General features: G+C 71.3%; 26 protein-coding genes and 3 pseudogenes. 17 read left to right on the forward strand and 12 right to left on the reverse strand.

Going from position 1 to position 26,604, the window contains the following annotated elements; translation table 11 throughout:
- Positions 1–124 (forward strand): annotated as a pseudogene (locus tag EF387_RS36950) (IS5/IS1182 family transposase); the annotation flags it as partial.
- 126 nt (positions 125–250) lie between these two features.
- On the opposite strand, the gene EF387_RS36955 reads toward EF387_RS36950, so the two are convergent.
- On the reverse strand, positions 251–2,587 hold the full coding sequence (locus tag EF387_RS36955; RefSeq protein WP_128380987.1) for an acyl-CoA dehydrogenase family protein: 2,337 nt from the start codon (positions 2,585–2,587) through the stop codon (positions 251–253).
- Between the two features lie 269 nt (positions 2,588–2,856).
- Between EF387_RS36955 and EF387_RS36960 the strand changes: the two genes are divergently transcribed.
- Both EF387_RS36960 and EF387_RS36965 read left to right on the forward strand, forming a co-directional pair.
- Positions 2,857–4,494: an MFS transporter gene (locus tag EF387_RS36960; protein WP_128380988.1), complete on the forward strand. Its 1,638-nt coding sequence runs from the start codon at positions 2,857–2,859 to the stop codon at positions 4,492–4,494.
- Positions 4,495–4,568: 74 nt separating this feature from the next.
- A complete protein-coding gene (locus EF387_RS36965) occupies positions 4,569–5,222 on the forward strand; it encodes a class I SAM-dependent methyltransferase (protein WP_128380989.1) in 654 nt (217 codons plus the stop codon).
- An 83-nt stretch (positions 5,223–5,305) separates the two neighbouring features.
- Here EF387_RS36965 and EF387_RS36970 read toward each other — a convergent pair whose 3' ends face one another.
- Positions 5,306–5,980 (reverse strand): DedA family protein, encoded by a 675-nt coding sequence (locus tag EF387_RS36970; RefSeq protein ID WP_128380990.1) that lies wholly within the window; start codon positions 5,978–5,980, stop codon positions 5,306–5,308.
- A 155-nt stretch (positions 5,981–6,135) separates the two neighbouring features.
- Between EF387_RS36970 and EF387_RS36975 the strand changes: the two genes are divergently transcribed.
- The 6 genes from EF387_RS36975 (at position 6,136) to EF387_RS37000 (ending at position 11,622) form a co-directional block, all read left to right on the forward strand.
- Positions 6,136–7,278 (forward strand): sensor histidine kinase, encoded by a 1,143-nt coding sequence (locus tag EF387_RS36975; protein ID WP_128380991.1) that lies wholly within the window; start codon positions 6,136–6,138, stop codon positions 7,276–7,278.
- Positions 7,278–7,925, forward strand: a complete 648-nt coding sequence (locus tag EF387_RS36980) for a response regulator transcription factor (protein WP_202918487.1) — start codon at positions 7,278–7,280, stop codon at positions 7,923–7,925. Before EF387_RS36975 ends, EF387_RS36980 begins: the two co-directional genes overlap by 1 nt.
- Before the next feature lie 120 nt (positions 7,926–8,045).
- Positions 8,046–9,035: an N-acetylmuramoyl-L-alanine amidase gene (locus EF387_RS36985; protein ID WP_128380992.1), complete on the forward strand. Its 990-nt coding sequence runs from the start codon at positions 8,046–8,048 to the stop codon at positions 9,033–9,035.
- A gap of 197 nt (positions 9,036–9,232) precedes the next feature.
- Positions 9,233–10,060: a DUF5336 domain-containing protein gene (locus tag EF387_RS36990; RefSeq protein ID WP_128380993.1), complete on the forward strand. Its 828-nt coding sequence runs from the start codon at positions 9,233–9,235 to the stop codon at positions 10,058–10,060.
- 181 nt (positions 10,061–10,241) lie between these two features.
- Positions 10,242–11,252 (forward strand): LLM class F420-dependent oxidoreductase, encoded by a 1,011-nt coding sequence (locus tag EF387_RS36995; RefSeq protein ID WP_128380994.1) that lies wholly within the window; start codon positions 10,242–10,244, stop codon positions 11,250–11,252.
- 76 nt (positions 11,253–11,328) lie between these two features.
- Positions 11,329–11,622 carry a hypothetical protein gene (locus EF387_RS37000; protein WP_128380995.1) on the forward strand — a complete coding sequence of 98 codons (294 nt, stop codon included), beginning with the start codon at positions 11,329–11,331 and terminating at the stop codon, positions 11,620–11,622.
- 171 nt (positions 11,623–11,793) lie between these two features.
- Here the strand turns inward: EF387_RS37000 and EF387_RS37005 are convergent, their stop codons facing one another.
- Genes EF387_RS37005 through EF387_RS37015 form a run of 3 tightly spaced genes read right to left on the reverse strand, consistent with a single transcriptional unit; the run spans position 11,794 to position 15,124 of the window.
- Entirely contained in the window at positions 11,794–12,864 is a 1,071-nt protein-coding gene (locus tag EF387_RS37005) for a prenyltransferase/squalene oxidase repeat-containing protein (RefSeq protein ID WP_128380996.1), read from the reverse strand.
- On the reverse strand, positions 12,861–13,721 hold the full coding sequence (locus tag EF387_RS37010; protein WP_128380997.1) for a class I SAM-dependent methyltransferase: 861 nt from the start codon (positions 13,719–13,721) through the stop codon (positions 12,861–12,863). Before EF387_RS37010 ends, EF387_RS37005 begins: the two co-directional genes overlap by 4 nt.
- Positions 13,715–15,124, reverse strand: a complete 1,410-nt coding sequence (locus EF387_RS37015) for a glycosyltransferase family 4 protein (RefSeq protein ID WP_128380998.1) — start codon at positions 15,122–15,124, stop codon at positions 13,715–13,717. The genes EF387_RS37010 and EF387_RS37015 overlap by 7 nt, the downstream gene beginning before the upstream one ends.
- A 205-nt stretch (positions 15,125–15,329) precedes the next feature.
- Here EF387_RS37015 and EF387_RS37020 point away from each other — a divergent pair, with 205 nt between their 5' ends.
- Genes EF387_RS37020 through EF387_RS37030 form a run of 3 tightly spaced genes read left to right on the forward strand, consistent with a single transcriptional unit; the run spans position 15,330 to position 16,581 of the window.
- A complete protein-coding gene (locus EF387_RS37020) occupies positions 15,330–15,959 on the forward strand; it encodes a TetR family transcriptional regulator (protein WP_128380999.1) in 630 nt (209 codons plus the stop codon).
- Positions 15,960–16,003: 44 nt separating this feature from the next.
- The gene (locus EF387_RS37025; RefSeq protein WP_128381000.1) at positions 16,004–16,207 is read left to right on the forward strand and encodes a hypothetical protein; all 204 of its coding nucleotides are present in this window, start codon (positions 16,004–16,006) and stop codon (positions 16,205–16,207) included.
- Positions 16,204–16,581 (forward strand): hypothetical protein, encoded by a 378-nt coding sequence (locus EF387_RS37030; protein WP_128381001.1) that lies wholly within the window; start codon positions 16,204–16,206, stop codon positions 16,579–16,581. The genes EF387_RS37025 and EF387_RS37030 overlap by 4 nt, the downstream gene beginning before the upstream one ends.
- A 319-nt stretch (positions 16,582–16,900) precedes the next feature.
- On the opposite strand, the gene EF387_RS37035 is transcribed toward EF387_RS37030, so the two are convergent.
- Positions 16,901–17,134 (reverse strand): ferredoxin, encoded by a 234-nt coding sequence (locus EF387_RS37035; RefSeq protein ID WP_128381002.1) that lies wholly within the window; start codon positions 17,132–17,134, stop codon positions 16,901–16,903.
- Between the two features lie 3 nt (positions 17,135–17,137).
- A complete protein-coding gene (locus EF387_RS37040) occupies positions 17,138–18,604 on the reverse strand; it encodes an aldehyde dehydrogenase (protein ID WP_128381003.1) in 1,467 nt (488 codons plus the stop codon).
- Positions 18,605–18,816: 212 nt separating this feature from the next.
- On the opposite strand from EF387_RS37040, the gene EF387_RS37045 reads away from it, so the two are divergent.
- Positions 18,817–19,845: an MBL fold metallo-hydrolase gene (locus EF387_RS37045; RefSeq protein WP_128381004.1), complete on the forward strand. Its 1,029-nt coding sequence runs from the start codon at positions 18,817–18,819 to the stop codon at positions 19,843–19,845.
- Between the two features lie 77 nt (positions 19,846–19,922).
- Here the strand turns inward: EF387_RS37045 and EF387_RS37050 are convergent, their stop codons facing one another.
- Both EF387_RS37050 and EF387_RS37055 read right to left on the reverse strand, forming a co-directional pair.
- Positions 19,923–20,132, reverse strand: a complete 210-nt coding sequence (locus EF387_RS37050; RefSeq protein WP_128381005.1) for a hypothetical protein — start codon at positions 20,130–20,132, stop codon at positions 19,923–19,925.
- A gap of 11 nt (positions 20,133–20,143) precedes the next feature.
- A complete protein-coding gene (locus EF387_RS37055; protein ID WP_128381006.1) occupies positions 20,144–20,734 on the reverse strand; it encodes a CGNR zinc finger domain-containing protein in 591 nt (196 codons plus the stop codon).
- 85 nt (positions 20,735–20,819) lie between these two features.
- On the opposite strand from EF387_RS37055, the gene EF387_RS37060 reads away from it, so the two are divergent.
- Both EF387_RS37060 and EF387_RS37065 read left to right on the forward strand, forming a co-directional pair.
- Positions 20,820–21,716: an alpha/beta fold hydrolase gene (locus EF387_RS37060; RefSeq protein ID WP_128381007.1), complete on the forward strand. Its 897-nt coding sequence runs from the start codon at positions 20,820–20,822 to the stop codon at positions 21,714–21,716.
- A 277-nt stretch (positions 21,717–21,993) separates the two neighbouring features.
- Positions 21,994–22,494, forward strand: coding sequence for a hypothetical protein (locus tag EF387_RS37065; RefSeq protein ID WP_238431912.1), 501 nt, complete (start codon positions 21,994–21,996; stop codon positions 22,492–22,494).
- Between the two features lie 55 nt (positions 22,495–22,549).
- Here the strand turns inward: EF387_RS37065 and EF387_RS37070 are convergent.
- Positions 22,550–22,705: pseudogene (locus EF387_RS37070) on the reverse strand (IS5/IS1182 family transposase); the annotation flags it as partial.
- Positions 22,706–23,159: 454 nt separating this feature from the next.
- Here EF387_RS37070 and EF387_RS37075 point away from each other — a divergent pair.
- Both EF387_RS37075 and EF387_RS37080 read left to right on the forward strand, forming a co-directional pair.
- Positions 23,160–23,432, forward strand: a pseudogene (locus tag EF387_RS37075) (serine hydrolase); the annotation flags it as partial.
- A 4-nt stretch (positions 23,433–23,436) separates the two neighbouring features.
- Complete coding sequence (locus EF387_RS37080; RefSeq protein WP_202918485.1) at positions 23,437–23,937, forward strand: hypothetical protein; 501 nt, start codon at positions 23,437–23,439, stop codon at positions 23,935–23,937.
- 258 nt (positions 23,938–24,195) lie between these two features.
- Here EF387_RS37080 and EF387_RS37085 read toward each other — a convergent pair whose 3' ends face one another.
- On the reverse strand, positions 24,196–24,855 hold the full coding sequence (locus tag EF387_RS37085) for a phosphotransferase (protein WP_128381009.1): 660 nt from the start codon (positions 24,853–24,855) through the stop codon (positions 24,196–24,198).
- A gap of 57 nt (positions 24,856–24,912) precedes the next feature.
- Positions 24,913–26,082, reverse strand: a complete 1,170-nt coding sequence (locus EF387_RS37090; RefSeq protein ID WP_128381010.1) for a steroid 3-ketoacyl-CoA thiolase — start codon at positions 26,080–26,082, stop codon at positions 24,913–24,915.
- Positions 26,083–26,604 lie beyond the last annotated feature (522 nt).

Below are 26,604 nucleotides of genomic sequence, written 5' to 3' on the forward strand. Positions count from 1 at the left end.
TGGGCCGTTGACGGCACCTGGGAGCGGGTGTTCACCGCGCTGACGGCCCATGGCCGGCGCCGATGAGGACCTCGACTGGGCCGTCTCGGTGGACTCCACCATCGTGCGTGCCCACCAGCACGCGGCCTACCGCCTCAAGCAGTGGCGAGGCATCGCCACCCGCTACGAGAAGACCGCAACGATCTACCTGGCCGGACTCCACATCGCTGGCATCTTCCTGTGGTCGGCCCGCTGATCCAAACGAAACGGCCTAGTCCCTCGGCAACCCCAGGATCCGCTCGGCCACCACGTTCAACTGCACCTGTGTCGTGCCGCCCGCGATGGTCAGACAGCGGGAGAGCAGGAATCCGTGGACGGCGCGGGCTGCGGGGCCTTCGCACACGGCGCCCGCGGGTCCGAGGAGTTCGAGGGCCAGTTCGGCCACCTTCTGCTGGTGCGCGGTCTGCACCAGCTTGCGGATCGAGGCCCCGGCACCCGGCTCCACACCGGACACCTGCCGCAGGGTGGTGCGCAGCGCGATACAGGCGAGCGCGTGCGCCTCGGACAGCAGCACGGCGGCCCGGACGCGTGCGGGCCCGTCGGCGGCGGGGGTGCGGGTCAGCAGCGCTTCGAGGCCGGTGTCGAAGGTCAACTGGTCGGCCATGTGCACGCGTTCGTTGCCGAGCGTGTTGCGGGCGACGCGCCAGCCGTCGTCGACGGCGCCGACCACGGCGTCGGCGGGCAGCAGGACGTCGTCGAAGTAGACCTCGTTGAACAGTTCCTCGCCGGTGATCTCCTTCAGCGGGCGGACGTCGATGCCGTCGGTGTTCTTCATGTCGACGACGAAGTAGGTGAGCCCCTTGTGCTTCGGCGCGTCCGGATTGGTGCGGGCCAGCAGGATGCCGTGGTCGGCGCGGTGGGCGGAACTCGTCCAGACCTTCTGCCCGTTGATCCGCCAGCGTCCGTCCGGCAGGGCCTCGGCCCTCGTGCGCAGCGAAGCCAGGTCGGACCCGGCGTCCGGTTCGGAGAACAGCTGGCACCACAGCAGCTCACCGCTGAGCGTGGGCAGCAGGTAGCGCTTCCGCTGCTCCTCGGTCCCATAGGCGATGAGGGACGGGACGACCCAGGTGGCGATCCCCAGGTCGCTGAGCCGGAGCCCGGCACGGGCCAACTCGTCCTGGATGGCGAGCTGTTGGACGGCTCCGGCGCCGAGTCCGTAAGGCGGCGGCAGATGGGGGGCGGCGTAGCCGGTGGGGGCGAGCAGCCGACGCACCGCGGCGGGGTCGAGGCCGTGTGCGCCGCCGATCGCCTGGCGGGTCCCGCGGCGGTACGCGTCCGCCTCCGGCGGGAGTTCGAGGCGCAGCTCCCGGCGCGCTCCGGCCTCCGCCAGCCGCAGCGCGCGTGCGCGGTGTGCGTCGCCGGTGCCCGCCAACTGGCGTGCCACGAGGGCCCGTCGGAGATACAGATGGGCGTCGTGTTCCCAGGTGAAGCCAATGCCCCCGAGGATCTGCACGCAGTCCTTGGCGCAGGAGAGGGCGGCGTCGAGAGCGGCTCCCGCGGCGAGCGCGACGACCAGTTCGCGGGCCTCCCGGCGAGCCTCGGGGGCCTCCTCGGGGGGCGCAGGCGCCTCACCGGCCTCCTCGGGGGTCGCGGGTGCCTCACCAGTCTCATGACCGGCCTCAACGGCCTGACCGCCCTCACCGCCCTCACCGCCCTCACCGCCCTCACCGCCCTCACCGGAGCGTTCACTGAGGGAGCGGGCCGCGTCCCAGGTCAGGGCGCGGGCCTGTTCGAGGCGGACGAGCATGTCGGCGCAGAGGTGCTTGACGCCCTGGAAGCGGCCGATGGGGTGGCCGAACTGCTCGCGTGTCTTGGCGTGTTCGGCGGCCGTGTGCAGCGCCCAGGCGGCCGTGCCGCAGGCGTCGGCGGCGAACAGGACGGCGGCGAGGTCGCGTACGAGTGCCGAGTCGATGCGCAGCACGCGGTCGGCGGGTACGCGTACGCCGGTGGCGGACACCTCGGCGGTGGGGCGCGTGGGGTCCGCGCTCGTGTGGGCCCTGACCGCCAACTCGCCTGCGTCGACGGCCATCCAGACGACCGGGGCGCCGTCGGGGGCGCGGCCGGGTAGCGGGACCTCTTCGGCCGCGAGGACGAGCACATCGGCGTCGCCGCCGGAGAGCACCGGCTCGGAGGTTCCGTCGAGTACGTAGGTACCGGCGGCGGCGGGGGTCGCGCGCAGGGATCCCGGCCCGAGTGCGACGGCTCCGATCCGCTCCCCGCTCGCCAGCGCCCGCAACAACTCCGGCGCCCCGGCGCGTTCGAGGACCGCCGATGCCAGGACGCTCGCCAGGAACGGCCCCGGAAGTGCAGCGCGGCCCGCCTCCTCCACGACCACCGCGAGATCGACCAGGTCCCCGCCGCCACCGTACGGTTCCGGCAGATGGACCCCGAGCAGTCCCTGCGCGGCGAGCGCGTCCCAGTGGGGCGGGCGGCCGGCGGCGGGGGCGTCGAGGAGTTTGCGGACCTCCCCGGGCGGCACGGCCCGTCCGGCCCAGCCGCGTACCGACGACGCCAACTCCTGCTGCTCGCCGGTGATTCCGATACCCATGCGCATCCCCATAGGCCGCGGTCACGGCCCTCTGCCGGGCCCGGAAGGACGTCAGAGTAGAACACGTTGCATTTCTACGGAATAGCTGACGACCCATCAGACAAACGGATACGGAAGGGTTTGGCGAACAAGGCTTTCGCGAACAAGGCTTTCGCGAACGGGAATAGTTGCCCCGGTACACGGGGTTCATCTCTCACGTATCCCACCTGTCCCAGGTCCGCCCGACGCCCGTCGCCGCGTCCCGCCCCCCGCCCCGGAGGCCCCGCTCAATGACTCGCACCACGACGCCCACGACGCAGCACCAGACCGGAGGCGCACCCGCGGGCATCGTCCCGGTGCTCGCCTTCGCGGGCATCGTGGTCGCGGTCATGCAGACCCTGCTCGTCCCCGTCATCAAGGATCTGCCGACGCTGCTGGGCGCCACTCCCGGCAACGCGACCTGGGTCATGACGTCCACGCTTCTCGCGGGCGCCGTGGCCACTCCCATCATGGGCCGGCTCGGCGACCTGCACGGCAAGCGGCGGCTGCTGCTCGCCAGCCTCGCGGTCATGGTGTTCGGCTCGCTGATCTGCGGTTTCACCAGCGAGTTGCCCGTGATGATCGTCGGCCGGGCCCTCCAGGGCTTTGCGATGGGCGCCATCCCCCTGGGGATCGGCCTGATGCGCGACCTGCTCCCCCGCGAACGGCTCGCCTCCGCGATGGCCCTGATGAGCTCCTCGATCGGCGTCGGCGGTGGACTAGCCCTGCCCGCCGCCGCGTTGATCGCCCAGCACGCCGACTGGCACGCCCTCTTCTTCGGTTCCGCCGCCCTCGGCACGGTCTCGATCCTCCTCACGCTGTTCCTCGTACCGGAGTCCACGGTCAAGGCGAAGGGCAGCTTCGACGGGCTCGGCGCGATCGGGCTCTCGGCCGGCCTGGTGCTGCTGCTCCTGCCCATCACCAAGGGCAGCGACTGGGGCTGGGGTTCGGTCCGCACGCTCGGTCTGCTGGGCGCGGCGGTCGTCGTCCTCGTGCTGTGGGGTCTGCTGGAGCTGCGCAAGGACGCCCCGCTGGTGGACCTGCGCACCACCGCCCGCCGCGAGGTGCTGCTGACCAACCTGGCCTCGATCATGGTCGGTGTCGCGTTCTACGCGGTCTCGCTGGTCCTGCCCCAGCTGCTGCAACTGCCCACGGCCACCGGCTACGGGCTCGGCCGGTCGATGGTGGTCGCGGGCCTGTGCGTGGCACCGCTGGGCCTGACGATGATGTTCACCGCCCCCGTCTACGCCCGGCTGTCCACCCGGTACGGCCCGAAGACCACCCTCATCATCGGCATGCTGATCATCACCATCGGCTACGGCGCCGGCCTCGGCCTGATGAGCGCCGCCTGGCAGACCGTGGTCCTCTCGGTGGTCCTCGGCGCGGGCATCGGCCTCGCCTACTCCTCGCTCCCCGCGCTGATCGTCGGCGCCGTCGCCCCGTCCGAGACCGGCGCGGCGAACGGCCTCAACACCCTGATGCGTTCCTTCGGTACATCCGTGTCGAGCGCCGTCATCGGCATGGTGCTGGCCGACACGGCGAACACCGTGGGCGGGGTCGCGGTGCCCAGCATGCAGGGCTTCAGGATCTCGTTCCTGATCGCCACCGGCGCGGTCGTCGTCGGTCTGCTCTTCGCGGTGTTCCTGCCCGGGCGGCGCACCGGGGCGTCCCGGCTCCGGTTGCGTGCGAGCAGCGCGGGAGACTCTGTCCCGGGCACAGCCGAGCGCTCCGTCCCGGGCACAGCCGAGCGCTCCGTCCCGGGCACAGCCGAGCGCTCCGTCCCGGGCACAGCCGAGCGCTCCGTCCCGGGCACAGCCGAGCGCTCCGTCCCGGGCACAGCCGAGCGCTCCGTCCCGAGTACATCGGTGCCGGCGGGTCACGGTAGGTAGGCCCCCCGAGCGCCCCCACGCCCAGGAGGTGCGACACGATGTGGGCTCCCGCCCGCCCGACGACAGGAGCCACCATGCCGCCCGCGGCCCCCAAGCCCGAGATCCTCGCCGCCTTCGAGGCGGCCAAGGGGTTCATGCCCGTCCACGAGGGGCTGGCACTGTACGGGGCCGCCGTCGAGGCGGGGCGGCTGGGCCTGCCGCTGCTGGAGGTCGGCACGTACTGCGGGCGCTCCACGATCCTGCTCGCCGACGCGGCCCGCGAGGCGGGCGTCAGCGCGCTCACCGTGGACCACCACCGCGGCAGCGAGGAGCAGCAGCCGGGCTGGGACTACCACGACCCGGAGACGGTGGACCCAGAGACCGGCCTCATGGACACGCTCCCCACGTTCCGCCGCACGCTCCACGGGGCCGGGCTGGAGGAGCACGTGATCGCCCTGGTCGGCCGTTCCCCGCAGGTCGCCGCGATCTGGGGCACCCCGCTCGGTCTGGTCTTCATCGACGGGGGCCACACCGACGAGCACGCCACCGCGGACTACGAGGGCTGGGCCCCGCACGTCGCCGAGGGCGGCCTCCTGCTGATCCACGACGTGTTCCCCGATCCCGTGGACGAGTTCACCGGCCAGGCCCCGTACCGCGTCTATATGCGGGCCCTGGAATCCGGCGCGTTCACCGAGCTCCCGGCCACCGACTCCCTGCGCGTGCTGCGCCGGACGGGCCCCGGCATCTGAGGACGCCTGCCCACCGGACGCGGCACGGCCGAAGTCATCCGCGCCACGCACCTCACGGCCGAACGCCTCCCCCGCCGGACGACTCAACGGGTCACCCGGTGGGCCCCCTTGCGCGCCTTGCGTAAGCGCAGGCGCAGCCTCAGCCGCAGCCCGGCGAACGCGGCCACGGCGAGCGCGGCGAACGCCAGCACCACCTTGGAGTAGAGGCCGGCCAGATCGGTCACCTGGTGCCAGCGGCTGCCCAGCAGATAGCCGGCGAGGACGAAGACGGCGTTCCAGACGAGGCTCCCCAGCGTGGTCAGGCCGAGGAAGACGGGCAGGCGCATCCGTTCCACGCCGGCCGGGATCGAGATCATGCTGCGGAAGATGGGGACCATGCGGCCGAAGAGGACGGCCTTGGTGCCGTGCCGGGCGAACCACGCCTCGGTCCGCTCGATGTCGGAGGGCTTCACCAGGGGGATCCGGGCGGCGACGGCGATGGTGCGCTCCCTGCCGAGCAGCGCACCGATGGCGTAGAGGGCGAGGGCCCCGACCACGGATCCGACGGTCGTCCACAGCACCGCGGCGAGGAGGCTCATCCGGCCCTGACTCGCCGCGAAACCCGCGAGCGGCAAAATCACTTCGCTGGGCAGCGGTGGGAAGAGGTTCTCCAGGGCGACGGCCGCCCCGGCGCCCACGGCGCCGATGGAGTCCATGAGGCCGGCGGCCCAGCCTGCGACGCCACCCGCGGGCATCTCGGATTCAGCGACAGAGATCATGCGTTTGACGCTAGGCAGACGAACTCCCCTCCGGTATGCGGGTCCCCGCATACTCCGGGAGGGAACACCACAGACTCCGGGAGGGAATCCCACAGCGCGATCGTGTGGTTTTCCGCAGTCCCGTACGGCCGAGCCCCTTGGGTACGTTGCCGGTCATGCGTACGCTCCTCCGCCGCTGGTTACGGGTCACCCTCGGCGTCCTCCTGGGCGCGCTGACCGCCGTCGTCGAACTCGTCCTCGTGGTCGTGGGGGGACTGTGGCTGCTGGCCACGCTGGTCCAGCGCGCCGACGGCGGCCCGCACCGGTCCGCCGTTTACCGCGCGGCCCGCTCGCTGGCCGACGCCGAACGGCGCCGGGTGGCCGCGTACTACGGCGTCGAACTGGACGTACCACGGGCCGAGGGTTCCGTCCTGCGCTACCTGGCCCTGCGGTGCGCGCTCGGCGGGCTCGGCGGGGCGGTGCTGCTGAGCCTGCTGGCCGGGGTCGCCTACACCTCCCTGCCGGTGTGGTGGTGGCCCGTGTACGGGGACGTCGCCCATCCCGGCGATGTGGTGGTCGCTGGGTTCGGCGGTCTGTTCCTGCTGTTCCTGTCAGCACAGGGCGTGTACGGCGTCGGTCTGCTGGACGTGTGGCTGGCCCGGCGTTTCCTCGGGCCCGGTGACCGGGAGTTGCTGGAGGTCAGGATCGGCGAGCTCACGGAGAGCCGGGCGGGTGTGATCGAGGCGGTGCACGACGAACGGCGGCGGATCGAACGCGACCTGCACGACGGCGTCCAGCAGCGACTGGTGGCGCTGGGCATGCTGTTGGGCCGCTCCCGCCGCGCCACGGACCCCGAGAAGGCCCACGAGTTGCTGCGCCAGGCGCACGAGGAGTCACGGCGGGCGCTGGCCGAACTGCGGGACGTGGCCTGGCGCGTGTACCCGGCGGCGCTCGACGGGGGTGGTCTCGCGGCGGCGTTGGAGACGGTCGCCGAGCGGGCCGGCCTACCGGTGCGCCTCACCTGCGAGTTGAGCGGCGAGCCGCCCGCCGCCGTGCAGACGGTGGCGTACTTCGTCGTCGCCGAGGCCGTCACCAATGCCGCGAAGCACTCCGGGGCCACACTCGTCACCGTCCGCGTCACGCGACAGGGCACCATGGTGGTCGTGCGTATCGAGGACAACGGAAAGGGCGGGGCCGACCCCACGGGAGGCGGGCTGCTCGGACTGGCCCGGCGGGTTGCGGCGCTCGACGGACGGTTCACGGTCGTGAGCCCCGCGGCGGGCCCCACCGTCATCACCGCGGAGCTGCCGTGCGGGTGATGCTCGCCGACGACTCGACGCTGCTGCGCGAGGGGCTCGTACGGCTGCTGGCGGATGAGGGCCACGAGATCACGGCAGCCGTCGGGGACGCCGACGCCCTGCTGGCCGCCGTGGCCGAGGACCCGCCGGACGCGGTCGTGGTGGACGTGCGGATGCCGCCCACCCACACCGACGAGGGGCTCCGCGCCGCCCTGGAGATCCGGCGCCGCTGGCCGGGGACGGGGGTGCTGGTGCTGTCCCAGTACGTGGAGCGGCGGTACGCCACCGAGCTGCTGACCGGCAGCGGGGGCGACAGCGGTGAGGGCGTCGGCTACCTGCTGAAGGACCGAGTGGTGCAGATCGACGAGTTCCTCGACGCCCTCGACCGGGTCGCCTCCGGCCGGACCGCGTTCGACCCCGAGGTGGTACGCCGTCTGCTGGCCCACAGCAGCCATACGGACCCACTGCGGCGTCTGACCGAACGCGAACACGAAGTGCTCGCCAGGATGGCCCAAGGACACACCAACGCGGCCATCGCCGAGCAGTTGCACATCTCCCGGAGCGCCGTGGAGAAGCACATCAACGCGATCTTCGAGAAGCTCCGGCTGACCGGAACCACCGGATACAGCCGCCGTATTCTCGCCGTGCTCCACTACCTGGGTTCCTGAGCCACGGCCCGAGCGTTCGGGACCCCGGCCCGGGCGTACCGGCCCGCGGCACGGGCATGCGGGGCCGGGCGGCGCGGCACGGTCCCTGCCCGCCCGCGGGCACGCCGTAAGGTGGCACCCGTGTCGTACGTGGGCCCCGACTTCGATCCCCAGCCGCCGCGCCGCCCCCGGCGCGGGCCGCTCGTCATGACGGTGGCCGCTCTCGTGGCCGCCGGGGTGGCCGGGACCCTACTGTGGCAGGCGGTGGGGGATGCCGGTGGGTCCGACGGGGCCAAGCCGTCCACGCCGGGGGCCGGGGATTCGTCGTCCGTCCTGAACCACACGCCGGACCCCGCGCCCAGTGGTGACGGCACGGAGGACGCGAAGCGGAGCGCGGCGCCCTCCGCGCCTTCGGTGACCGCCCGGACGTCTCCGCCCTCCTCCGGCGGCGGGTCCGGCCCGCTGCGGGGCAAGGTCGTCGTCATCGACCCGGGGCACAACCCCGGCAACTCCAAGCACATCGGCGAGATCAACCGCCAGGTCGACATCGGCACCAACCGCAAGGAGTGCGACACCACCGGCACGTCCACCAACGACGGTTACACCGAGGCCGCGTTCACCCTCGACGTCTCCCGCCGCCTGCGGACGATCCTCGAGGCGCAGGGCGCCACGGTGAGGCTGACGCAGGACGGCGACCGGCCCTGGGGTCCGTGCGTGGACGAACGGGCCAGGTTCGGGAACCGTGCGGGTGCGGACGCCGTGGTCTCCGTCCACGCCGACGGTTCGGGTGCCGGCAACCGCGGCTTCCACGTGATCATGCCGGGGTCGGTGGACGCCGGGGGCGCCGACACCCGCCCCATCGTGGCCGCCTCCCGCGAGCTGGGCGAACGCATCGCGGGCAACTTCCTCCGGGAGACCGGCAGCGCGCCCTCCAACTACATCGGCGGCGGCACCGGCCTGGACGTCCGCACCGACCTCGGCGGCCTGAACCTGTCGACCGTCCCCAAGGTGTTCATCGAGTGCGGCAACATGCGCGACGCCAAGGACGCGGCCCTGCTCACCAGTGGTGCGTGGCGGCAGAAGGCGGCGCAGGGCATCTCTGAGGGAATCGTGAGTTTCCTGCGGGGGTAGGGCGGGGGTGAGGAAGGACAGTCGCATTACGCCCGATCCCGGCAGACACCCCGACCGTACGAGCGATAGTGTCGACCGTACGATGTGGGGCCATCCCCGCGCTTCGCGAGTGCGACGTGACGGCGACACGTTGCCGGCGACATCGGCGACAGCTGGCGCCTCCACCGATGACGAGACGACTGACGAAGGACCTTGAAGTGAATATCCGCTCCCTCACTCGAGGCGACGGCGTGGTGATCGGTGCAGCGGTTCTGCTGTTGATCTCCTCGTTCCTCGACATCTACTCCGTCGACGGGGTTTCGGACGACGCCGACTTCCCGAACGCCTGGGAGAGTGCGCCGGTACTGATGGGCGTAGTCCTGGCGGGCATCGTCGGCGCGGTGCTCGTCGTGCTCTCCAGGGGGATGCAGCTGCCGAAGCCGGCCGGTGTGGACCTGGGCCAGTTCGGCGTCGCGTTCGCCGTCTTCGCCGCGTGGAGCGCGCTCGCCAACGTCTTCGACCCCGCCGGGGGTGCGGACAACGGGGGCGGCGTGGCCATCGACGCGGGAGCGGGACTCATCCTGATGCTGGTCGGCTCGGTGCTCCTCGCCGCCGCCGCCATCGCCACCCCGCTCGTCCCCGCCCTCAAGGGCGCCCTTCTGCCGGCGCCGCGTCCGCAGACCCAGCAACCGCACGGCGCCCAGCCGCCCGGTGGCTACGGCTACCCGGGAGCCCAGCAGCCCCAGCAGGGCCAGGGCCAGCCCTTCGGCGGTCAGCCGCAGCAGCCGTACGGCGGCCAGCCCGCACAGCAGCAGCCGCAGCAGACCCAGGCGGCGCAGCCCGCCGCGGAGTTCTCCCCGTTCTGGTTCGCGGTGCCGGTGCCGCGTCCGCTGTTCTCGGAGGACGGCTCGCCCACGCCGATCGCCGAACTGGCGCCGGGGACCTGGTACCTGGCGGTCGAGAGCCGCGGTCCGGCGCTGATCGCCCAGACGCAGGACGGCCGTCGGGGCGTGCTGCAGGACACCAGCGGTATCCAGCGCGGCTGACCGAGGTTGGCACCGTCCACCCGTCGCACCCCGTCCGTTCCGCCTGTTCCGCCTGTTGCACCTCTTTCGCCGTCGGCAACGGCCCCACGCTCTTCCGGGCGTGGGGCCGTTGCCGTACAGTCCGCCTGACGATCCGTTCTGATGATCCGTCAGAAGTCGGTTCAGGCGCGCTGGAGGTGCCATGCGGCTCGGTCTCGCACTCGGCTACTGGGGCCGCGGCCCCGACCCGACCCACGTCGACCTCGCGCTGGAGGCCGAACGTCTCGGCTACGACTCCGTGTGGACCGCCGAGTCGTGGGGGTCCGACGCGTTCACCCCGCTGACCTGGATCGCCGCGCGCACCTCGCGCATCCGGCTGGGTACGGCCGTCGCCCAGATGGCGGCCCGCTCCCCCACCACGACCGCGATGCACGCGCTGACCCTCGACCATCTCTCCGGCGGGCGGATGCTGCTCGGCCTCGGTCTGTCGGGGCCGCAGGTCGTGGAGGGCTGGTACGGGCGTCCGTTCCCGAAGTCGCCACTGACCGCGACCCGGGAGTACGTGGACGTCGTACGCCAAGTGCTCAGGCGGGAGGCCCCCGTCGAACTGGCCGGCCGCTTCCACACGCATCCCTACCGGGGGGCGGACGGTACGGGCCTCGGCAAGCCGCTGAAGCCGATCACGCATCCGCTGCGGGCGGATCTGCCGGTGCTCCTGGGTGCCGAGGGCCCGAAGAACATCGCACAGACGGCCAGGATCGCCGACGGCTGGCTGCCGCTGTACTGGTCACCGCAGCGGGCGGACGTGTACGAGGCCTCGCTGGCCGAGGCGCCCGAAGGTTTCCTCGTGGCGCCGATGGCCCAGGTGCGGGTCTGCGACGACGTCTCCGAAGGGCTGCTCCCCGTCAAGACGATGCTCGGCTTCTACATCGGCGGCATGGGCCACGCGGCGCGCAACTTCCATGCCGATCTGATGGCCCGGATGGGATACGAGGAGGAGGCCCGCAGGATCCAACGCCTCTTCCTCGAGGGCCGCCGCGAGGAGGCGGTGCTCGCCGTCCCGGACGCCTTCGCCGACGAGATCTCCCTGGTCGGCCCCCGCGAACGCATCGCCGAACGCCTGGAGTCGTGGCGCAAGGGCCCGATCACCGACCTGCTGGTCCTGACCCGGGACCCGGAGACGTTGAGGGTGCTCGCCGATCTCAACTCGTGACGCCGACCCCCGGGTTGCCGGGGCCCGTACGGGGATGCCCAGGTTTCATTCAGGATTCAAGGGCAACCCGGGAGGTATGTCCCCTCATTCTCGCAACGGTTCCAATCAGGCAGGGACGGTCATCGCGATCATTGCGGACATCATGGCCGTCATCCTCGGTCTGTGGATTCTGATGTACCTGCTGGACGCCAACCGGGGCAATGACCTGGTGCAGTTCGTCCACGACGCGGCAACCTGGCTGGCCGGCTGGTCCCGCGACCTGTTCACCTTCGACGAGGCCTGGGCACGGGTCGTCGCGGGCTACGGCCTGGCGGCCGTCGTGTACCTCTTCGTGGGCCACGCGATCGCCAACCGTATGCACCGCCACTGAGCCCGCACTGAACCCGGACGGGAGCCCGACGACACCCGGGGCCGCCTCTCGGGCGGCCCCGGTGCGGTGCGCGCTACGGGAGGAAACCGGTGAGTGCCCGCCTTTGGAGGCGAACGCCTTTTCTCCCACGTTCAGCGAGTCGTGGATGAAGTGCACCCAAGGGGAGCGGCGTCAGGAGCAGCAGTCGAACGCCAGCCCCGTCGGTAGGCGTTCGCCGCCGAAGACCGCGCAGGTGGGCTCGTCGCCGCCGAGCGCGGCCACGGCGAGGAGGACCGAGCCGGCCGTCCAGGTGGTGAGTTCCTCGGGCCAGACGGCACGGTCGTCGTAGACGTATCCGGTCCAGTACAGGCCGGTCCGGGGATCGCGCAGGTGCTGGATGGACTGGAGGATCTCCAGCGCGCGGTCGGACTCGCCGGTCGCCCAGAGCGCGAGGGCGAGTTCGGCCGACTCGCCGCCCGTGACCCAGGGGTTGGGGACGACGCAGCGGACGCCGAGTCCGGGCACCACGAAGCGGTCCCAGCCCTCCTCGATACGGGACTTGGCCTCGGCACCGGTCAACGCACCGCCGAGCACCGGGTAGTACCAGTCCATCGAGTAGCGGTCCTTGTCGAGGAACCGCTCGGGGTGCCGGCGTATCGCGTGCCGCAGCGCGCCGAGCGCCAACTCCCAGTCCGGCTGCGGTTCTTCGCGCTGTTCGGCGATGGCGAGCGCGCAGCGCAGTGCGTGGTGGATGGACGAACTCCCGGTCAGCAGCGCGTCCTCGGTGGCGGTGCCGTCGGCCTCGCGCTTCCAGCCGATCTGTCCGCCGGGCTGCTGGAGCAGCAGCACGAACTCGACGGCGGCGTGGACCATGGGCCACATGCGGTCCAGGAAGGTGTCGTCGCCGGTGGCGAGGTAGTGGTGCCAGACGCCGACGGCGACGTACGCGACGAAGTTGGTCTCGCAGCCTCGGTCGGTGACGTCGTCGGCGTCCCCGTCCGCGTAGGCGGCGTACCAGGCGCCGTCCTCGTTCTGGTGCCGGCGCAGCCACTCGTAGGCGCGTTCCGCCGCGTCGTGCTCCCCCGCCGCGTCCAGTGCCATCGCGGCCTCGGTGTGGTCCCACGGGTCGAGGTGGTGCCCGCGGAACCACGGTATGGCTCCGTCCGCGCGCTGCACCGCGAGGATGCCGCGAACCGTGGCGGCGGCCTCCTCTGCGGTGAGGACCCCGGGCAGGACGAGGTGTTCTGTCCGGGGAGTGGTCACTTGGCGGCCGCCTTGGAGCGCCGCGCCTTGGCGGGCTGGGCCTTGGACGGCTGGGCCTTGGCGGGCCCCGGCTCGGCGGGCTGGGCCTTCGTGTCCTGCTCGGTGGTGTGCGCCTCGGCGGGCTGTTCGCCGGCGAGTTCGGGCAGGTGCGGCTTGGTCGCGTAGGCCACGAAGCTCTTGCCGATCAGCGGGTTCAGCGCCTGTTCGGCGAGCCTGGTGGCGAGGGGCTTCTTCATGATGTCCCAGACCAGCAGCTTGTGGTACGCGCGGACCGGTAGCGCCTGGTCGTTGTCGACGCCGAACGCGCACTTCAGCCACCAGTAGGGCGAGTGCAGGGCGTGGGCGTGGTGGGTGCCGTACGGCTCCAGGCCGGCCTCGGTCATCTTCGCCAGCAGCTCGTCCGCCTTGTAGATACGGATGTGGCCGCCCTCGACCTCGTGGTAGGCGTCGCTGAGTGTCCAGCAGACCTTTTCGGGGCCGTAGCGCGGGACGGTGACCGCGATGCGTCCGCCCGGCTTCAGCACGCGGACCATTTCGGCGAGCACGCCCTTGTCGTCGGGGATGTGCTCCATCACCTCGGAGATGATGACGACGTCGAAGGACTCGTCGGGGAACGGCAGCGCGAGCGCGTCGCCCTCCATCGCGGTGGCGGTGGCCCCGGCGGGTGCCTCGCCCGCCTCCGCCATCGCCGCGAACCACTTGGCGACCTCGCGGATTTCCTCCGCGTTGCGGTCCAGTGCGACGACCCGGGCCCCACGCCGGTAGCACTCGAACGCGTGCCGTCCGGCACCGCAGCCGAGGTCCAGCACACGGTCGCCCGGGGCGAGCGGGAACCGGGAGAAGTCGACGGTCAGCACGTGGCCCTGCTTTCGAGGTTGGCTTCGATCTGTTCTTCGGCAACGTCTTCGACGGCTCGGGCGCCTCCGACGGCTCGGGCGCCTCCGCCGGAGCCCGCGGAGCCCTCCATGGCCTCGCGGTAGCGCGCCACGGTGCCCTCGGCGGCCTTCGCCCAGGTGAAGCGCTCGAGCACCCGCTCCCGGCCGGCCGCCCCGAGCCGTGCCCGCAGCTCCGCGTCGCCCAGGAGCCGGCCCAGGGCCACGGCGAGCGCCCCGGAGTCACCGGGCGGCACCGCCAGGCAGGTCTCCCCGTCACGGCCGGCGACCTCGGGTATCGCTCCGCCGGTGGTGGCCACCAGCGGCGTACCGGTCGCCATCGCCTCCGCGGCGGGCAGCGAGAACCCCTCGTAAAGCGAGGGCACACAGGCCACTTGGGCCGAGCGCACCAGGTCGACCAGCTCGGCGTCGGAGATGCCCTTCACGAACGACACGGCGCCGTCGAGGCCGTAGCGCTCGATGGCCTGTGCCACGGGCCCGCCCTCGGGCCGCTTGCCGACGACGACGAGGTGGGCGGCGGGCTGCTCGGTGCGCACCTTGGCGAGCGCCTCGATGAGGAAGACCAGGCCCTTGAGCGGCACGTCGGCGCTGGAGGTGGTGACGATGCGGCCCGGTGTCCGCTGTACGGCCGGGTCGGGCGCGAACAGGTCGGTGTCGGCGCCGATATGGACGACGTGGACACGGTCGTCGCGTACGCCGAGGTGGTCGACGATCTCCTGCCGGGAGCTGCCGGAGACGGTGAGGATGGAGGGGAGCCGGCGCGCGACGCGCTTCTGCATACGGGTGAAGGCGTACCAGCGCCGCACGGACGCCCGGCGCTTGAAGCCCTCGGCGGCGTTCAGCTCCAACTGGCGGTCCACCGTGATGGGGTGATGGATCGTCGTGACGAGGGGCGCGCCGACATCTCCCAGGAGGCCGTAGCCGAGGGTCTGGTTGTCGTGCACGACGTCGAAGTCGCCGCGCCGGGCGCGCAGATGGCGCCGGGCCCGCAGCGAGAAGGTGAGCGGCTCGGGGAAGCCGCCGGTCCACATCGTCGCCACTTCCAGGGCGTCGATCCAGTCCCGGTACTCCTCCCGCTTCGGGGTGCGGAAGGGGTCGGGCTGGCGGTACAGGTCGAGGCTGGGCAGTTCGGTCAGGCTCAGCCCGCCGAGTCCGGCGCCCTCGTCGAGCACGGGGTACGGCTGGGAGCCGATGACCTCGACGCGGTGGCCGAGCCGGGTGAGTTCGCGGGAGAGGTGCCGTACGTAGACACCCTGGCCACCGCAGAACGGGTTCCCCTTGTAGGTCAGGAGCGCGATGCGCAACGGTGCTCCACCGTCGGCGGCCGGCCCCTCCTGGGGCCCCGCCTCCATGGCCTCAGCGGTCACTCCGGGCCCCCTTCTCCCTGCATTTCCCGCGAGGTTACGCGGGGAGGCTAATCTAGAACAAGTTACAGACTTGATCGTTCAGGGAGCATTGAATCTACCGGCAGGTAGCCCGGCTGGGAGCAGTGGATCAGGTGATTCGCACCACGGCCTGGGCCCTGCCAAACTCTGATCACTCTTCCCAGCCGCACGTCACGGAACGAGACCCATGCCAGCGGACAGCAGAATCGCGCAGATCGCGCACTCGGAGTCGCCGTCGCCGCCTCTCACCGAGCGCCAGGAGGCGCGCCGCCGCCGCATCCTGCACGCAAGCGCGCAGCTGGCCAGCCGGGGCGGTTTCGACGCCGTGCAGATGCGTGAGGTCGCCGAGTCCTCGCAGGTCGCGCTGGGCACGCTGTACCGGTACTTCCCGTCCAAGGTGCATCTTCTGGTGGCCACCATGCAGGACCAGCTGGAGCACATGCACGGCACCCTGCGCAAGAAGCCGCCGAGCGGTGAGACGCCCGCCGAGCGGGTCGCGGAGACACTGATGCGTGCCTTCCGCGCCCTGCAGCGGGAGCCCCATCTGGCCGACGCGATGGTCCGCGCCCTGACGTTCGCGGACCGCAGCGTGAGCCCCGAGGTGGACCAGGTCTCCCGCCAGACGACGGCGATCATCCTCGACGCGATGGGTCTCACGGACCCGACCCCGGCCCAGCTCTCGGCGGTCCGCGTGATCGGCCACACCTGGCACTCGGCCCTGATCACCTGGCTCTCCGGCCGCGCGTCGATCGCCCAGGTCAAGATCGACATCGAGACGGTGTGCCGGCTGATCGATCTGCCGTCAACCAGCGATTGACAGTTGCTATCGCCACTTATTGCACCGCTGATAGCATGACGTCCATGCCGATGATCACAGTGGAATTCACCGAGGAAGAGCTCGCCGTGGCAAAGGCGCACGCGGCCTCGCTCGGCAAGTCGATGCGCGCCCACGCGCACGACATAATCCTCGCGGATGTACAGCGGGCGGCGTTCCTCAAGGACGCGGACAAAACCGTGGCGTGGGCCATGGACGTGTTCAAGGACATGCCGAAGGGAATGCGTTGAGCCCTGTCATCCGGGTGGACGCGGGGTGGATCCTGGAGATCCAGACCCACGTCACGCCCGTGAACACCCCTGTCGCCGACTGGGGTGCTCTCAACGCCATGGCGGACCGACACCTCTTCGAGCAGCCGCACGGCCAGCTCTACTACGAGGAGCCGGCCGCACGCGCCGCCACGTTCTTCCACACCGCGCTGCTTCTTCGCCCGTTCGGGGACTTCAACGCCGTCATCGGCTGGGCATGCGCAGCGCTCTACATGGCGGCCTCCGAGCAGCCCGTCGACCCCAAGCGCGACGAGGTCCACCTGCTGGCGGGAGCGATCCGCGCCCAGGAGGCCGACCTCCGCGACGTCGCCCGCGCCATCGCCTCCTGGCGATAGCCCCCGAGGGCCACACCCGCCCGAGAGCCACACCGGCCCGAGGGGCACACCGGCCCGAGAGCCACACCGGCCCGAGGGGCACACCGGCCCGAGAGCCACACCGGCCCGAGAGCCACACCCACGCGAGAGCCACACCGGCCCGAGGGGCACACCCACGCGAGAGCCACACCGGCCCGAGGGGCACACCGGCCCGAGAGCCACACCGGCCCGAGAGCCACACCCACGCGAGAGCCACACCGGCCCGAGGGGCACACCGGCCCGAGAGCCACACCCACCCGAGGGGCGCACCCACCCGAGGGCACCCCCGCCCGAGGGGAGGTCACTCCTCGGGCGGAAACACCGCCTCCCCGCTCCCCAGCAATGTGATCGTGATCGCCTCCACGGGGCAGCTCTCCGCCGCCGCCAGTACCTTCTCGTTGGCGTCCGTCTCCGGGTCGGCCGGGTGGGACTGTCTGGCCGAGTCGAGGCGGAAGCCGTCCGGGGCGTGGTGGACGCACTGGGCGGAGCCGATGCACAGGGAGCGGTCCACCTCCACGTGCCAGCGGTCACCCACCTCTCAGCCCTCCCACCCGTTGGGCAGGTGGATCATCTTGTGCTCCAGGTACTCGCTGTATCCCTCGGGCCCGAACTCCCGCCCGAGACCTGAGTTCTTGTAGCCGCCGAACGGGCCGAGCATGTCGAGGCTGAAGGTGTTCACGGAGTACGTGCCCGTGCGGACCTGCCGCGCCACCTCGATGCCGCGCTCGACGTCCGCGGTCCACACGCTCCCGCTCAGCCCGTACTCGGAGTCGTTGGCGATCTTCACGGCCTCGGTCTCGTCGCCGTACGGCAGCAGGCAGATGACGGGTCCGAAGATCTCCTCGCGGGCGATCCGCATGGAGTTGTCGACGTCACCGAAGAGCGTCGGCTCGACGTACCAGCCGCGGTCGAGGCCGGCCGGGCGTCCGCCGCCGGTGAGGATCTTGGCGCCTTCCTCCTGGCCGATGCGGATGTAGTCCAGGCTGCGCTGCTGCTGCCGCCGCGCGACCAGCGGTCCCAGCTCCGTCTCCGGGTCGAGCGGATCCCCGACCTTCAGGGCGGCCGCGGCGGCGGTGAAGGCCTCGGCGAACTCGTCGTAGCGGACGCGCGGCACGAGGATCCGGGTCTGCGCCACACAGGCCTGGCCGTTGATCATCCAGGCGAAGGGCGCGATGCCCGCCACCGCTGAGGCGGCGTCGGCGTCCGGCAGGATCACCGCGGCCGACTTGCCGCCCAGTTCCAGGGTGATCCGGGTGAGGTTGCGCGCGCAGACCTCCATGACGCGCTTGCCCGCGCCGACCGATCCGGTGAAGGACACCTTGTCGACGCCGGGGTGGCCGACCAGGTACTCGCTGACCTCCCGGTCCGCCGGAAGGATCGACAGCACTCCCTCGGGCAGCCCCGCCTCGGTCACGATGTCCGCCAGCAGATAGGCGTCGAGCGGGGTTTCCGGTGACACCTTCAGGATCGCGGTGCAGCCCGCGAGCAGTGCCGGCGCGAGCTTGGCCGCGGCGGTGAACTGCGGCACGTTCCACGGCACGACGGCCGCGACGACACCGACGGGCTCACGCCGCACCAGGATCCTGCCGAGTGCGCCGTCACGCCCCTCCTCGTAGGTGAATCCGCGCGCCGTCGTGATCGCCGCGTCCCACACCATCATCGAGGAGAGCGCCTGCACCATCACGGACGAGGTGTAGGGGGTGCCGTTCTGGGAGCTGATGACCCGGGCGATCTCCTCGTAACGCACGGCGAACGCGTCCTTGATGCGGGTGACGACCTCGATCCGCTCGTCGAGCGTCATCCGCGGCCAGGGGCCCTCGTCGAAGGCGGTGCGGGCGACGGCGACGGCCCGGTCGACGTCGGCGGCCGAGGCGTGCGGGACGCGTCCGATGACCTCTTCCGTGTGCGGCGAGATCACCTCGATGACGTCCTGGCCGAGGGGATCCGTCAACTCCCCGCCGATGAACAGCTGTCCGTGTTCACGTAGGTTCACGAGCTCCGTCATGGCGACTGCCTCCCCGCCCGAAGGCCTCCCCGGGCAAGCTCTCTGACGATCCATCAGACATGGCCGACATCGGAACTGATACCAGTTCTACTCTGAGGAGTCCACGGCCCGGACACATCCGGCAGGCTACTCAGGAGCCCATCGCCGCCTCCGGATGTAACGAGTTCTAGTTATAGTGGCCCGGAAGACGGCGATCGGGGATTGGGGTGCCCATGGCGCAGGCGGCCGATCACGGCGGGGGCGTACGGTCCCTCAGGGTTCCGATCCCGGACAACCCGCTCGGCCACACATTGGTGTACGTGGTCGACACCGACCGCGGCCCGGTGCTGATCGACACGGGCTGGGACGACCCGTCGTCCTGGGACGCCCTCACCGACGGGCTCGCGGCCTGCGGCACCTCCGCCGCCGAGATTCACGGCGTCGTCATCACCCACCACCACCCCGACCACCACGGTCTGTCGGGCAAGGTGCGCGAGGCGTCCGGCGCCTGGATCGCGATGCACGCCGCCGACATCTCCGTCGTACGGCGCACCCGGGAGAACCGGCCGGAGCGCTGGTTCGCCTACATGACGGCCAAGCTGAGCGCAGCGGGCGCGCCCGAGGAGCACGTGGCACCGCTGCGCGCCGCGCGCGGCGGCCGTTCCCTCCCCGGGTTCTCCCCCGCGCTCCCCGACCGGGAGATCGTCCCCGGCGAACTCCTCGAACTGCCGGGCCGCCGCCTCCGCGCGATCTGGACGCCGGGCCACACCCCCGGCCATGTCTGCCTCCATCTCGAGGAGGAACACCCGGCCCGGCTCCCGGGCCACGGCCGGCTGTTCTCCGGCGACCACCTCCTGCCCGAGATCACCCCGCACATCGGCCTGTACGAGGACCCGGACGACGCCACTGTGACCGATCCCCTCGGCGACTACCTCGACTCCCTGGAACGCGTGGGCCGGCTCGCCCCGGCGGAGGTGCTCCCGGCCCACCAGCACGCCTTCGCCGATGCCCCGGCCCGCGTACGGGAGTTGCTCGCGCACCACGAGGAGCGCCTGACCGGTCTGCTCGCCCTGCTCGGCACCCCGCTCACCCCGTGGCAGCTGGCCGAGCGCATGGAGTGGAACCGCCCCTGGGACCAGATCCCCTTCGGCTCGCGCAACATCGCGGTCTCCGAGGCCGAGGCGCATGTGCGACGACTGGTGAAACTGGGGCGTGCGGAGGCGGTGGCGGGGAGCGATCCGGTGACGTACGTGGCGCTCTGACCCGCTCCCGGCCGCGCACCCGGGGGCATTCACGCCGCGGCTCATTCCTTGGCTCACTCCGCGGCTCACTCGCTGGCTCACTCCGCGACCGCGTAGTCGAGCCCCTCCTCGTACGTCATCGACAGGCCCTCCGCGTACGCCGACTCGTAGGCCCCGTCGCCCATCTCGCGGCGTACGTGGCCCTCGTAGGCGCGGCGGGTGGCGCGCAGGTCCGGTGAGCTCATCCGGTTGCCGCCGGTGAGTTCCCACAGGCGCCCGGGAGGCCACGCGTCGACGTCCGCTGTCATTGCTGCCGCTCTCACTGCTGCCGCTCTGCGGGCTGTTTGTGGCGCTGGTAGTAGCGGGCGACGCGGGCACGGTTGCCGCAGCGGGCGGGGGAGCACCAGCGTCGGCGGGGGTGGGCGGGCAGGAAGACCATCACGCAGTCCTCGGCCTCGCACCCTCGGAGTTTGCCGATGGCGGCGGGGTCGGTGAGCAGGTCGGCCGCGGACTCGGCCAGCAGGGCGGCGAGACGGACACCGAGTGGGCCCGTGCGACGGAGTGTCGCTGTCACCGTGTCGTCCAGCCAGGAGAGTTCGCGGACGGCGGGCGCGGCGCGCTGGGCGTCAGTCAGGGCACGCAGAGCGTCGGTGGGGGGCTGCTGCCCGTGCAGTAGGGCCTGGACCGCCGCCTCGATGTGGGCGCGTACGGCGTGGATGGCGACGAGGTCGGCTTCGGTCGGTACGGCGCCGCCCGTTTCGGGGCCGAGCCGGTCTTCCTCCAGCGCGAGCCAGGCGGCCAGGCGTTCCGGTGTGTCGAGCAGGTCGATGCGGCCGTCTCCGCCTGCCGGGCGGGTGTTGACGAGGTCCAGGGCCAGGGGCTCGCCGGTCAGCGGTTCACTGTCACGCATACACCTAACGGTACATGAGTCAGTTGACGCATTAGAACTTGGGAAGCTATACCTAATGCATCAACTCGCTATGGAGGCATGTGAAATGACGATCCCCGCGGCCCTCTCCCACATCTCGGTCCCGGCTCGCGCGACCCACCGCTTCGTCGAGGTCGACGGCGTGGAGGTCTTCTACCGGGAGTCACTGCGGGAGCGCACGGACGCCCCCGTCGTGCTGCTCCTGCACGGCTTCCCTTCCGCCTCACACCAGTTCCGGCGACTGATCGACAGCCTGGGCAGGCACTATCGGCTGATCGCGCCCGACTACCCCGGCTTCGGGCACACCCGCGCCCCCGACGGCTTCACCTACTCCTTCGACCGTCTGACCGACATCGTCGAGGGCTTCACCGAACGGCTCGGACTGACCCGGTACGCGATGTACCTCTTCGACTTCGGCGCCCCGGTCGGCTTCCGCCTGGCACTGCGCCATCCCGAGCGGGTGACCGGACTCGTCGTGCAGAACGGCAATGCCTACGCCGAGGGACTGTCCGACGCTGCTCGCGACTTAACCGCGCTCACCCCGGACACCCCCGGCGCCGAGGCCGCCATCCGCGACCTGCTCACCCTCGCCGCCACCCGCGGCCAGTACGAGGGCGGCACCGCCGACCCCACGCTGGTCGCACCGGAGGGCTGGCTGCTCGACCAGCACTTCCTGGACCAGCCCGGCCGCAATCAGGCCCAACTCGCCCTGCTCTACGACTACAAGAGCAACATCGCCGCCTATCCCGAATGGCAGGCGTGGCTGCGCGAGCACCGCCCGCCCACCCTCATCACCTGGGGCACGAACGACCCCTTCTTCACCGAATCCGGCGCCCGCACCTACCTGCGCGACGTACCCGAAGCGGATCTCCACCTCTTCCCCACGGGCCACTTCGCCCTGGAGGACCACCTCCCGGACATCGCCCCGCTCATCGCCGACTTCCTCGACCACCTCCCGGCCTGACCGGCACCCCTTCCGCAGGGCGACACCCATCCGCAAGGCACCGCCGAACCCGCCTCGTCCTGGCCGCGCCCTGACGCACGACCGCGGCGGGCGGCCGTCGAGACGCCTGCATCCGCACAGTTGGGGCTTGATGTCCTCGCGTGCCGGGTATCGCAGGCGCATGCGGGCATGGGGAGAGGCCGTGTGGACGGGACCCCGATCGGAGGCCTTTCTGCGGCGCGTGGTGCGACGGGTGCTGGCGGGAAATACGCCACAGCCGTGGTGGATTCCGCGGCGCGTGCTGACCGTGGTCTCGGCGGACGTCGATGCCACTGCCGGTGTCGGGGCGGTCTGGATGGTGTGGCGTCCGAGGTCACCGCGCACGTGTGAGCACATTGCGGTCCTGGAGTGGTACGAAGAGCAGTGGCGGTACGTGGGGGGTGGCTGCGGCTCCGGAGACGATCCTGTCAACGTCGATGTGCTGGACGTTCGCAACGGCGGGGGCGTCCGCAGCCTCACCCGCAGCAATGTCCCTCCACGCTCCATCACCGCAGCCCCGTGGATCAGTTGCGTCAAGGTGCGCCTCGGGCGAGATGTGGGTCAAGTTCTCATCGGTGCCCGCCGGATCGAGAATCCCGAGCAGTGCAAGCTCATCGCTGTTTGGACGTCCCCCTGTATCAGCCGCAAAGCCCGCCCCGTCATCGTGGCCCTGGGACGCGACGGCGCCGAGCTCTCCCGCATTGGCCCCCATGACAGCCTGGACAGTCATACTTGGGCGCGGCTGAGGGAGGATTCATAGCCAGCCTGCTTCCCGGGGCTTCATCGTGCTGACTGTCCTGGCTGTCTCCTGCCGGTCACCCCGCGAGGGTCAGCTTGTGCAGGCGAGCGATCCCGAGCAATGCGTGGTGGACGCCGTCGCCTTTGAGCCGGCAGTCGCGGAGGACCTTCCAGGTCTTCATGCGGGTGAAGATGTGCTCGACCTGCGCGCGGACCTTGCGGTGAGAGGCGTTCCCAACTGGAATGCCGATCAGCTTGCCTACAACAGGCCCCGTACCGCGTGATGTCGAGGTACTTCTTCACCCAGGTCACCAGTTTCCCGCCGTAGGCGGAGTCGGCCCGGACGCAGGCGGTCGAACAGAACAGGGCCGTCGCCTTCGCCGACGGCATCGGCGGACCACCGCACCCCCAGGCACATGGGTGGCCCGGTGCGTCTGTGACCACGATCAGCCGCAGCCGGGGCACTCCGTCCCTCCCCATACGGCCACCGTACGGTCACCGATCGCCTTACGGAACACCACCGAACCCGTGCGAGATGCGGCTGGCACTCGGGAAACCACCCCGTAAAAGGCAGACGTGAGCTGGATCACGGTTGAGGTTGACCTCGGGTCAGGGTGGACGCTCGTCGCGTCGGCACGCCACCACCGAAGCCGACCCGGACATAACAGTTTCAGGGGAGAGACCACCATGCCCATCACCCTTTCCGGCCAGCAGGATCGCCCGGAGCTCCGCAAGGCCCTGGAAGAGATCGTCGATTCAGGTCTCACCGGGATTACGCTGCGCGTGCACGATGAACGGGGCGAATGGGTCGGCAGTGCCGGGGTGAGCAAGCTGGGGGAGGCCGCGAAGCCGCCGACGAACGGGCGCGTCCGGATCGGCAGCAACACCAAGACCTTCACCGCGGCCCTCGTGCTGCAACTGGTGGCCGAGGGCAAGATCAGACTGGACGCCCCGGCGGCCGAAGTTGATCACCCGGCGCGACACGCTGCTCCGGCTCGCCGACGGCAACCGGACGCTGCTGCCTGACCGCGCTGTGGCGCTTCTGGAGCGGATGCCCGGCCTCGGCTTCACCACAGACCAAGTGGCGGCCGCCCGGGAGGGCTGGGTGCTCGCCAAGGCTCTGGTTCCCGAAGGTTTCGACGACTACCTCACGCATGTCGAGCACGCCCTGCAAGACCCCCGGTTCGTCGCCTTGAGCAAGCGCGCCGCCGAATCCGCGGCCTGGGAGCCTGACGACCCCCGCATCGCCGAACTCGCCACCGCATTGGCCGACCACTACCTCGCCAGCCCCGCACAGCTGAAAATCGTGACCGGCCTGCAAGCCCGCACCGAGGCCGCGACCCGGTACGAACTGATCGCCCACCACGGCGAAGAACAGGCACCTGCCGCGGCCCGGTTGACCGCGCTCGTCGAAACCAAGCTCCGCGCCGCCGGCGTCCATATCCCCAGACCAGACTCCCACTGACCGCGCCGTGCTCCGGTCCTTTGGCCCCGGCACCGGCCGGGCCTGCCCACGGACACCGCTTGAGTGGCTGCACGACGCCGCGTCGGGGCACCGGGGCGCCGCCCACGATCAGCACCGCGTCCGGGCCGTGCCGCTCGAGGCCGCCATCTGCGCTCCATCGACTCGGGCGTGGTCACGTTGGGCCAGACCGGAGTTCAGCTGGATCGTCCAACGCGCCGACGCTCGCGCCGGTACGGGTGCCATGACGGCGCGCCTGAGTCAGGGCACCAGCGATCGGATCAGCTTCTCCGCCGAGCCGAGGAGCCGCACCTCCTGCTGACTCATCGTCGGGTTCGCCGCCCGGCGCGTGACGGCCTCCGTGAGTCCCTGCTCCGTCAGGTCCGAAGGGTCGGCCAGCAGCCCGGCGAGGGTCTCGGCGGCCGCGGCGGCGTAGGGCTCGTCGCCCACCGCCGCCTGCGCGAGGATGACGGCCGACATGCCCCAGTCCAGGCCCGGGGAGGCCTCCTCCGCGTTGGCCCAGTCGATCACCCGCGGACCGTCGGGGGCCATCAGCACGTTGTCCGGGTGCAGATCCAGGTGCAGGACGCGGGTCCCGGGATCCGCGGAGCGGCGGGCGGGGACGGCGTGCAAGGCGCGGAGGAGCCGCGCGAGCGTCTCGCCTCCCTCGCGCGGGGCGAGCGTGCCCGCCATGAACGCCCCCAGCATCGTGGGCCCGGACAGCCGTTGCAGCACCAGGTCGCTGCGAGTCGCCGAACGGACTTCCGGCACGGGATAGCCGTGGCCGCGCACGTGCGCCATCACCGCCGCCTCGGCCGTGGCGTCGCCGAAACCGTCCCGATAGCGCCGCAGTACCCACTCCTCGTCGACCGCGTACACATCCGCCGTACGCCCCGAGCCGAGCAGTCTCCCCGTCCGCATGGCCGCGAGCCTATCCCGCACGTGAACGTGCGCCACGGCAGTCCGGTCGGCGGGCTCCTACAGCCGCTGAATGATCGTCCCCGTAGCCAGCGCCCCGCCCGCGCACATCGTGATGAGCGCGAACTCCTTGTCGCGGCGCTCCAGTTCGTGCAGTGCGGTGGTGATCAGGCGCGCTCCGGTGGCCCCGACCGGGTGGCCGAGGGCGATCGCCCCGCCGTTGACGTTGACCTTCTCGAGGTCCTGCTCGAAGACCTGCGCCCAGCTCAGCACCACCGACGCGAAGGCCTCGTTGATCTCGACGATGTCGATGTCCTTCAGCGACATCCCGGCCTTCCCCAGCACCGCCCGCGTCGCGTCGATCGGCCCGTCGAGGTGGAAGTGGGGGTCGGAGCCGACCAGTGCCTGGGCGACGATCCGTGCGCGCGGCCTGAGCTTGAGCGCGCGGGCCATCCGCTTGGAGGCCCACATGATGGCCGCGGCGCCGTCGGAGATCTGCGAGGAGTTGCCCGCGGTGTGCACGGCCGTCGGCATGATCGGCTTGAGGGCGGCCAGCGCCTCCATGGAGGTGTCGCGCAGCCCCTCGTCGTGGTCGACGAGCCGCCACATTCCCTGTCCGGCGCGCTGCTCGTCCTCCGTCGTCGGCACCTGAACGGCGAACGTCTCGCGCTTGAAGCGCTCCTCGGACCAGGCGACGGCGGCCCGTTCCTGGGAGAGCAGCCCGAGCCCGTCCACGTTCTCGCGGGTCAGTCCGCGGCGCCGGGCGATCCGCTCGGCCGCCTCGAACTGGTTCGGCAGGTCCACGTTCCACTCTTCGGGGAACGGCTTGCCCGGCCCGTGCTTGGACCCCGACCCCAGCGGCACCCGCGACATCGCCTCGACCCCGCAGGAGATCCCGACGTCGATGGCGCCCACGCCGACCATGTTGGCCACCATGTGGGAAGCCTGCTGCGAGGAACCGCACTGGCAGTCCACGGTCGTCGCGGCCGTCTCGTACGGCAGCCCCATGGTCAGCCATGCCGTCCGTGCCGGGTTCATCGACTGCTCGCCGGCATGGGTCACCGTGCCGCCGACGATCTGCTCGACGCAGTCGGCGGGGATGCCGGTGCGGCCGAGGAGTTCACGGTAGGTCTCGCCCAGCAGATAGGCGGGGTGCAGATTGGCGAGCGCGCCGCCGCGCCTGCCGATGGGGGTGCGTACGGCTTCGACGATCACGGGTTCCGCGGCCATGGGATGGAGTCCTCTCCTAGAGGCCCGCCCTTCGAGGGCAGGCCCTCGCTCACCCGCGCGGCGCGGGCGTCCCGGCCCACCCGCCACGCTGAACTAGTACGCGTTCTAGTTCTACTTGCAGTCTGCTGAGCGAAGCCCCCGCGCCGCAAGGGTCTTGCAGCCTCCGAAGTCGTGATCCGCACGAACTCCGCACGCCCGCGACGGGCCCCGGGCACGCCAGCGCACCGCCCGGCGGCCGGTAGAACCCGTTATCGCCTCGTGGGCCGGCGGCGCCTCCGGCCCCCTCCGCGGCCCCGACCCCCGTCGCTCCCCCGGCACCGAGCCCGACCCCGGTCACCATGCGCGAAATGCAATCCGAGTCCGATCCGCCGGACCCGGCGTCGGCAGCCCGCCACCCCGGCGCCGGCGGATCCCCCTCGCGGAGCGCCTCGAGCGTGCGGGCATCGGGCGTGCGGGCATCGGGCGCACGGGGGGGGCCGCGTCCGGCCTCGATCGCCGTCCGGGCATAGTCTGGATTTTGAC

The organism is Streptomyces cavernae, from assembly GCF_004023625.1.
In the GTDB taxonomy this organism is placed as follows: domain Bacteria; phylum Actinomycetota; class Actinomycetes; order Streptomycetales; family Streptomycetaceae; genus Streptomyces; species Streptomyces cavernae.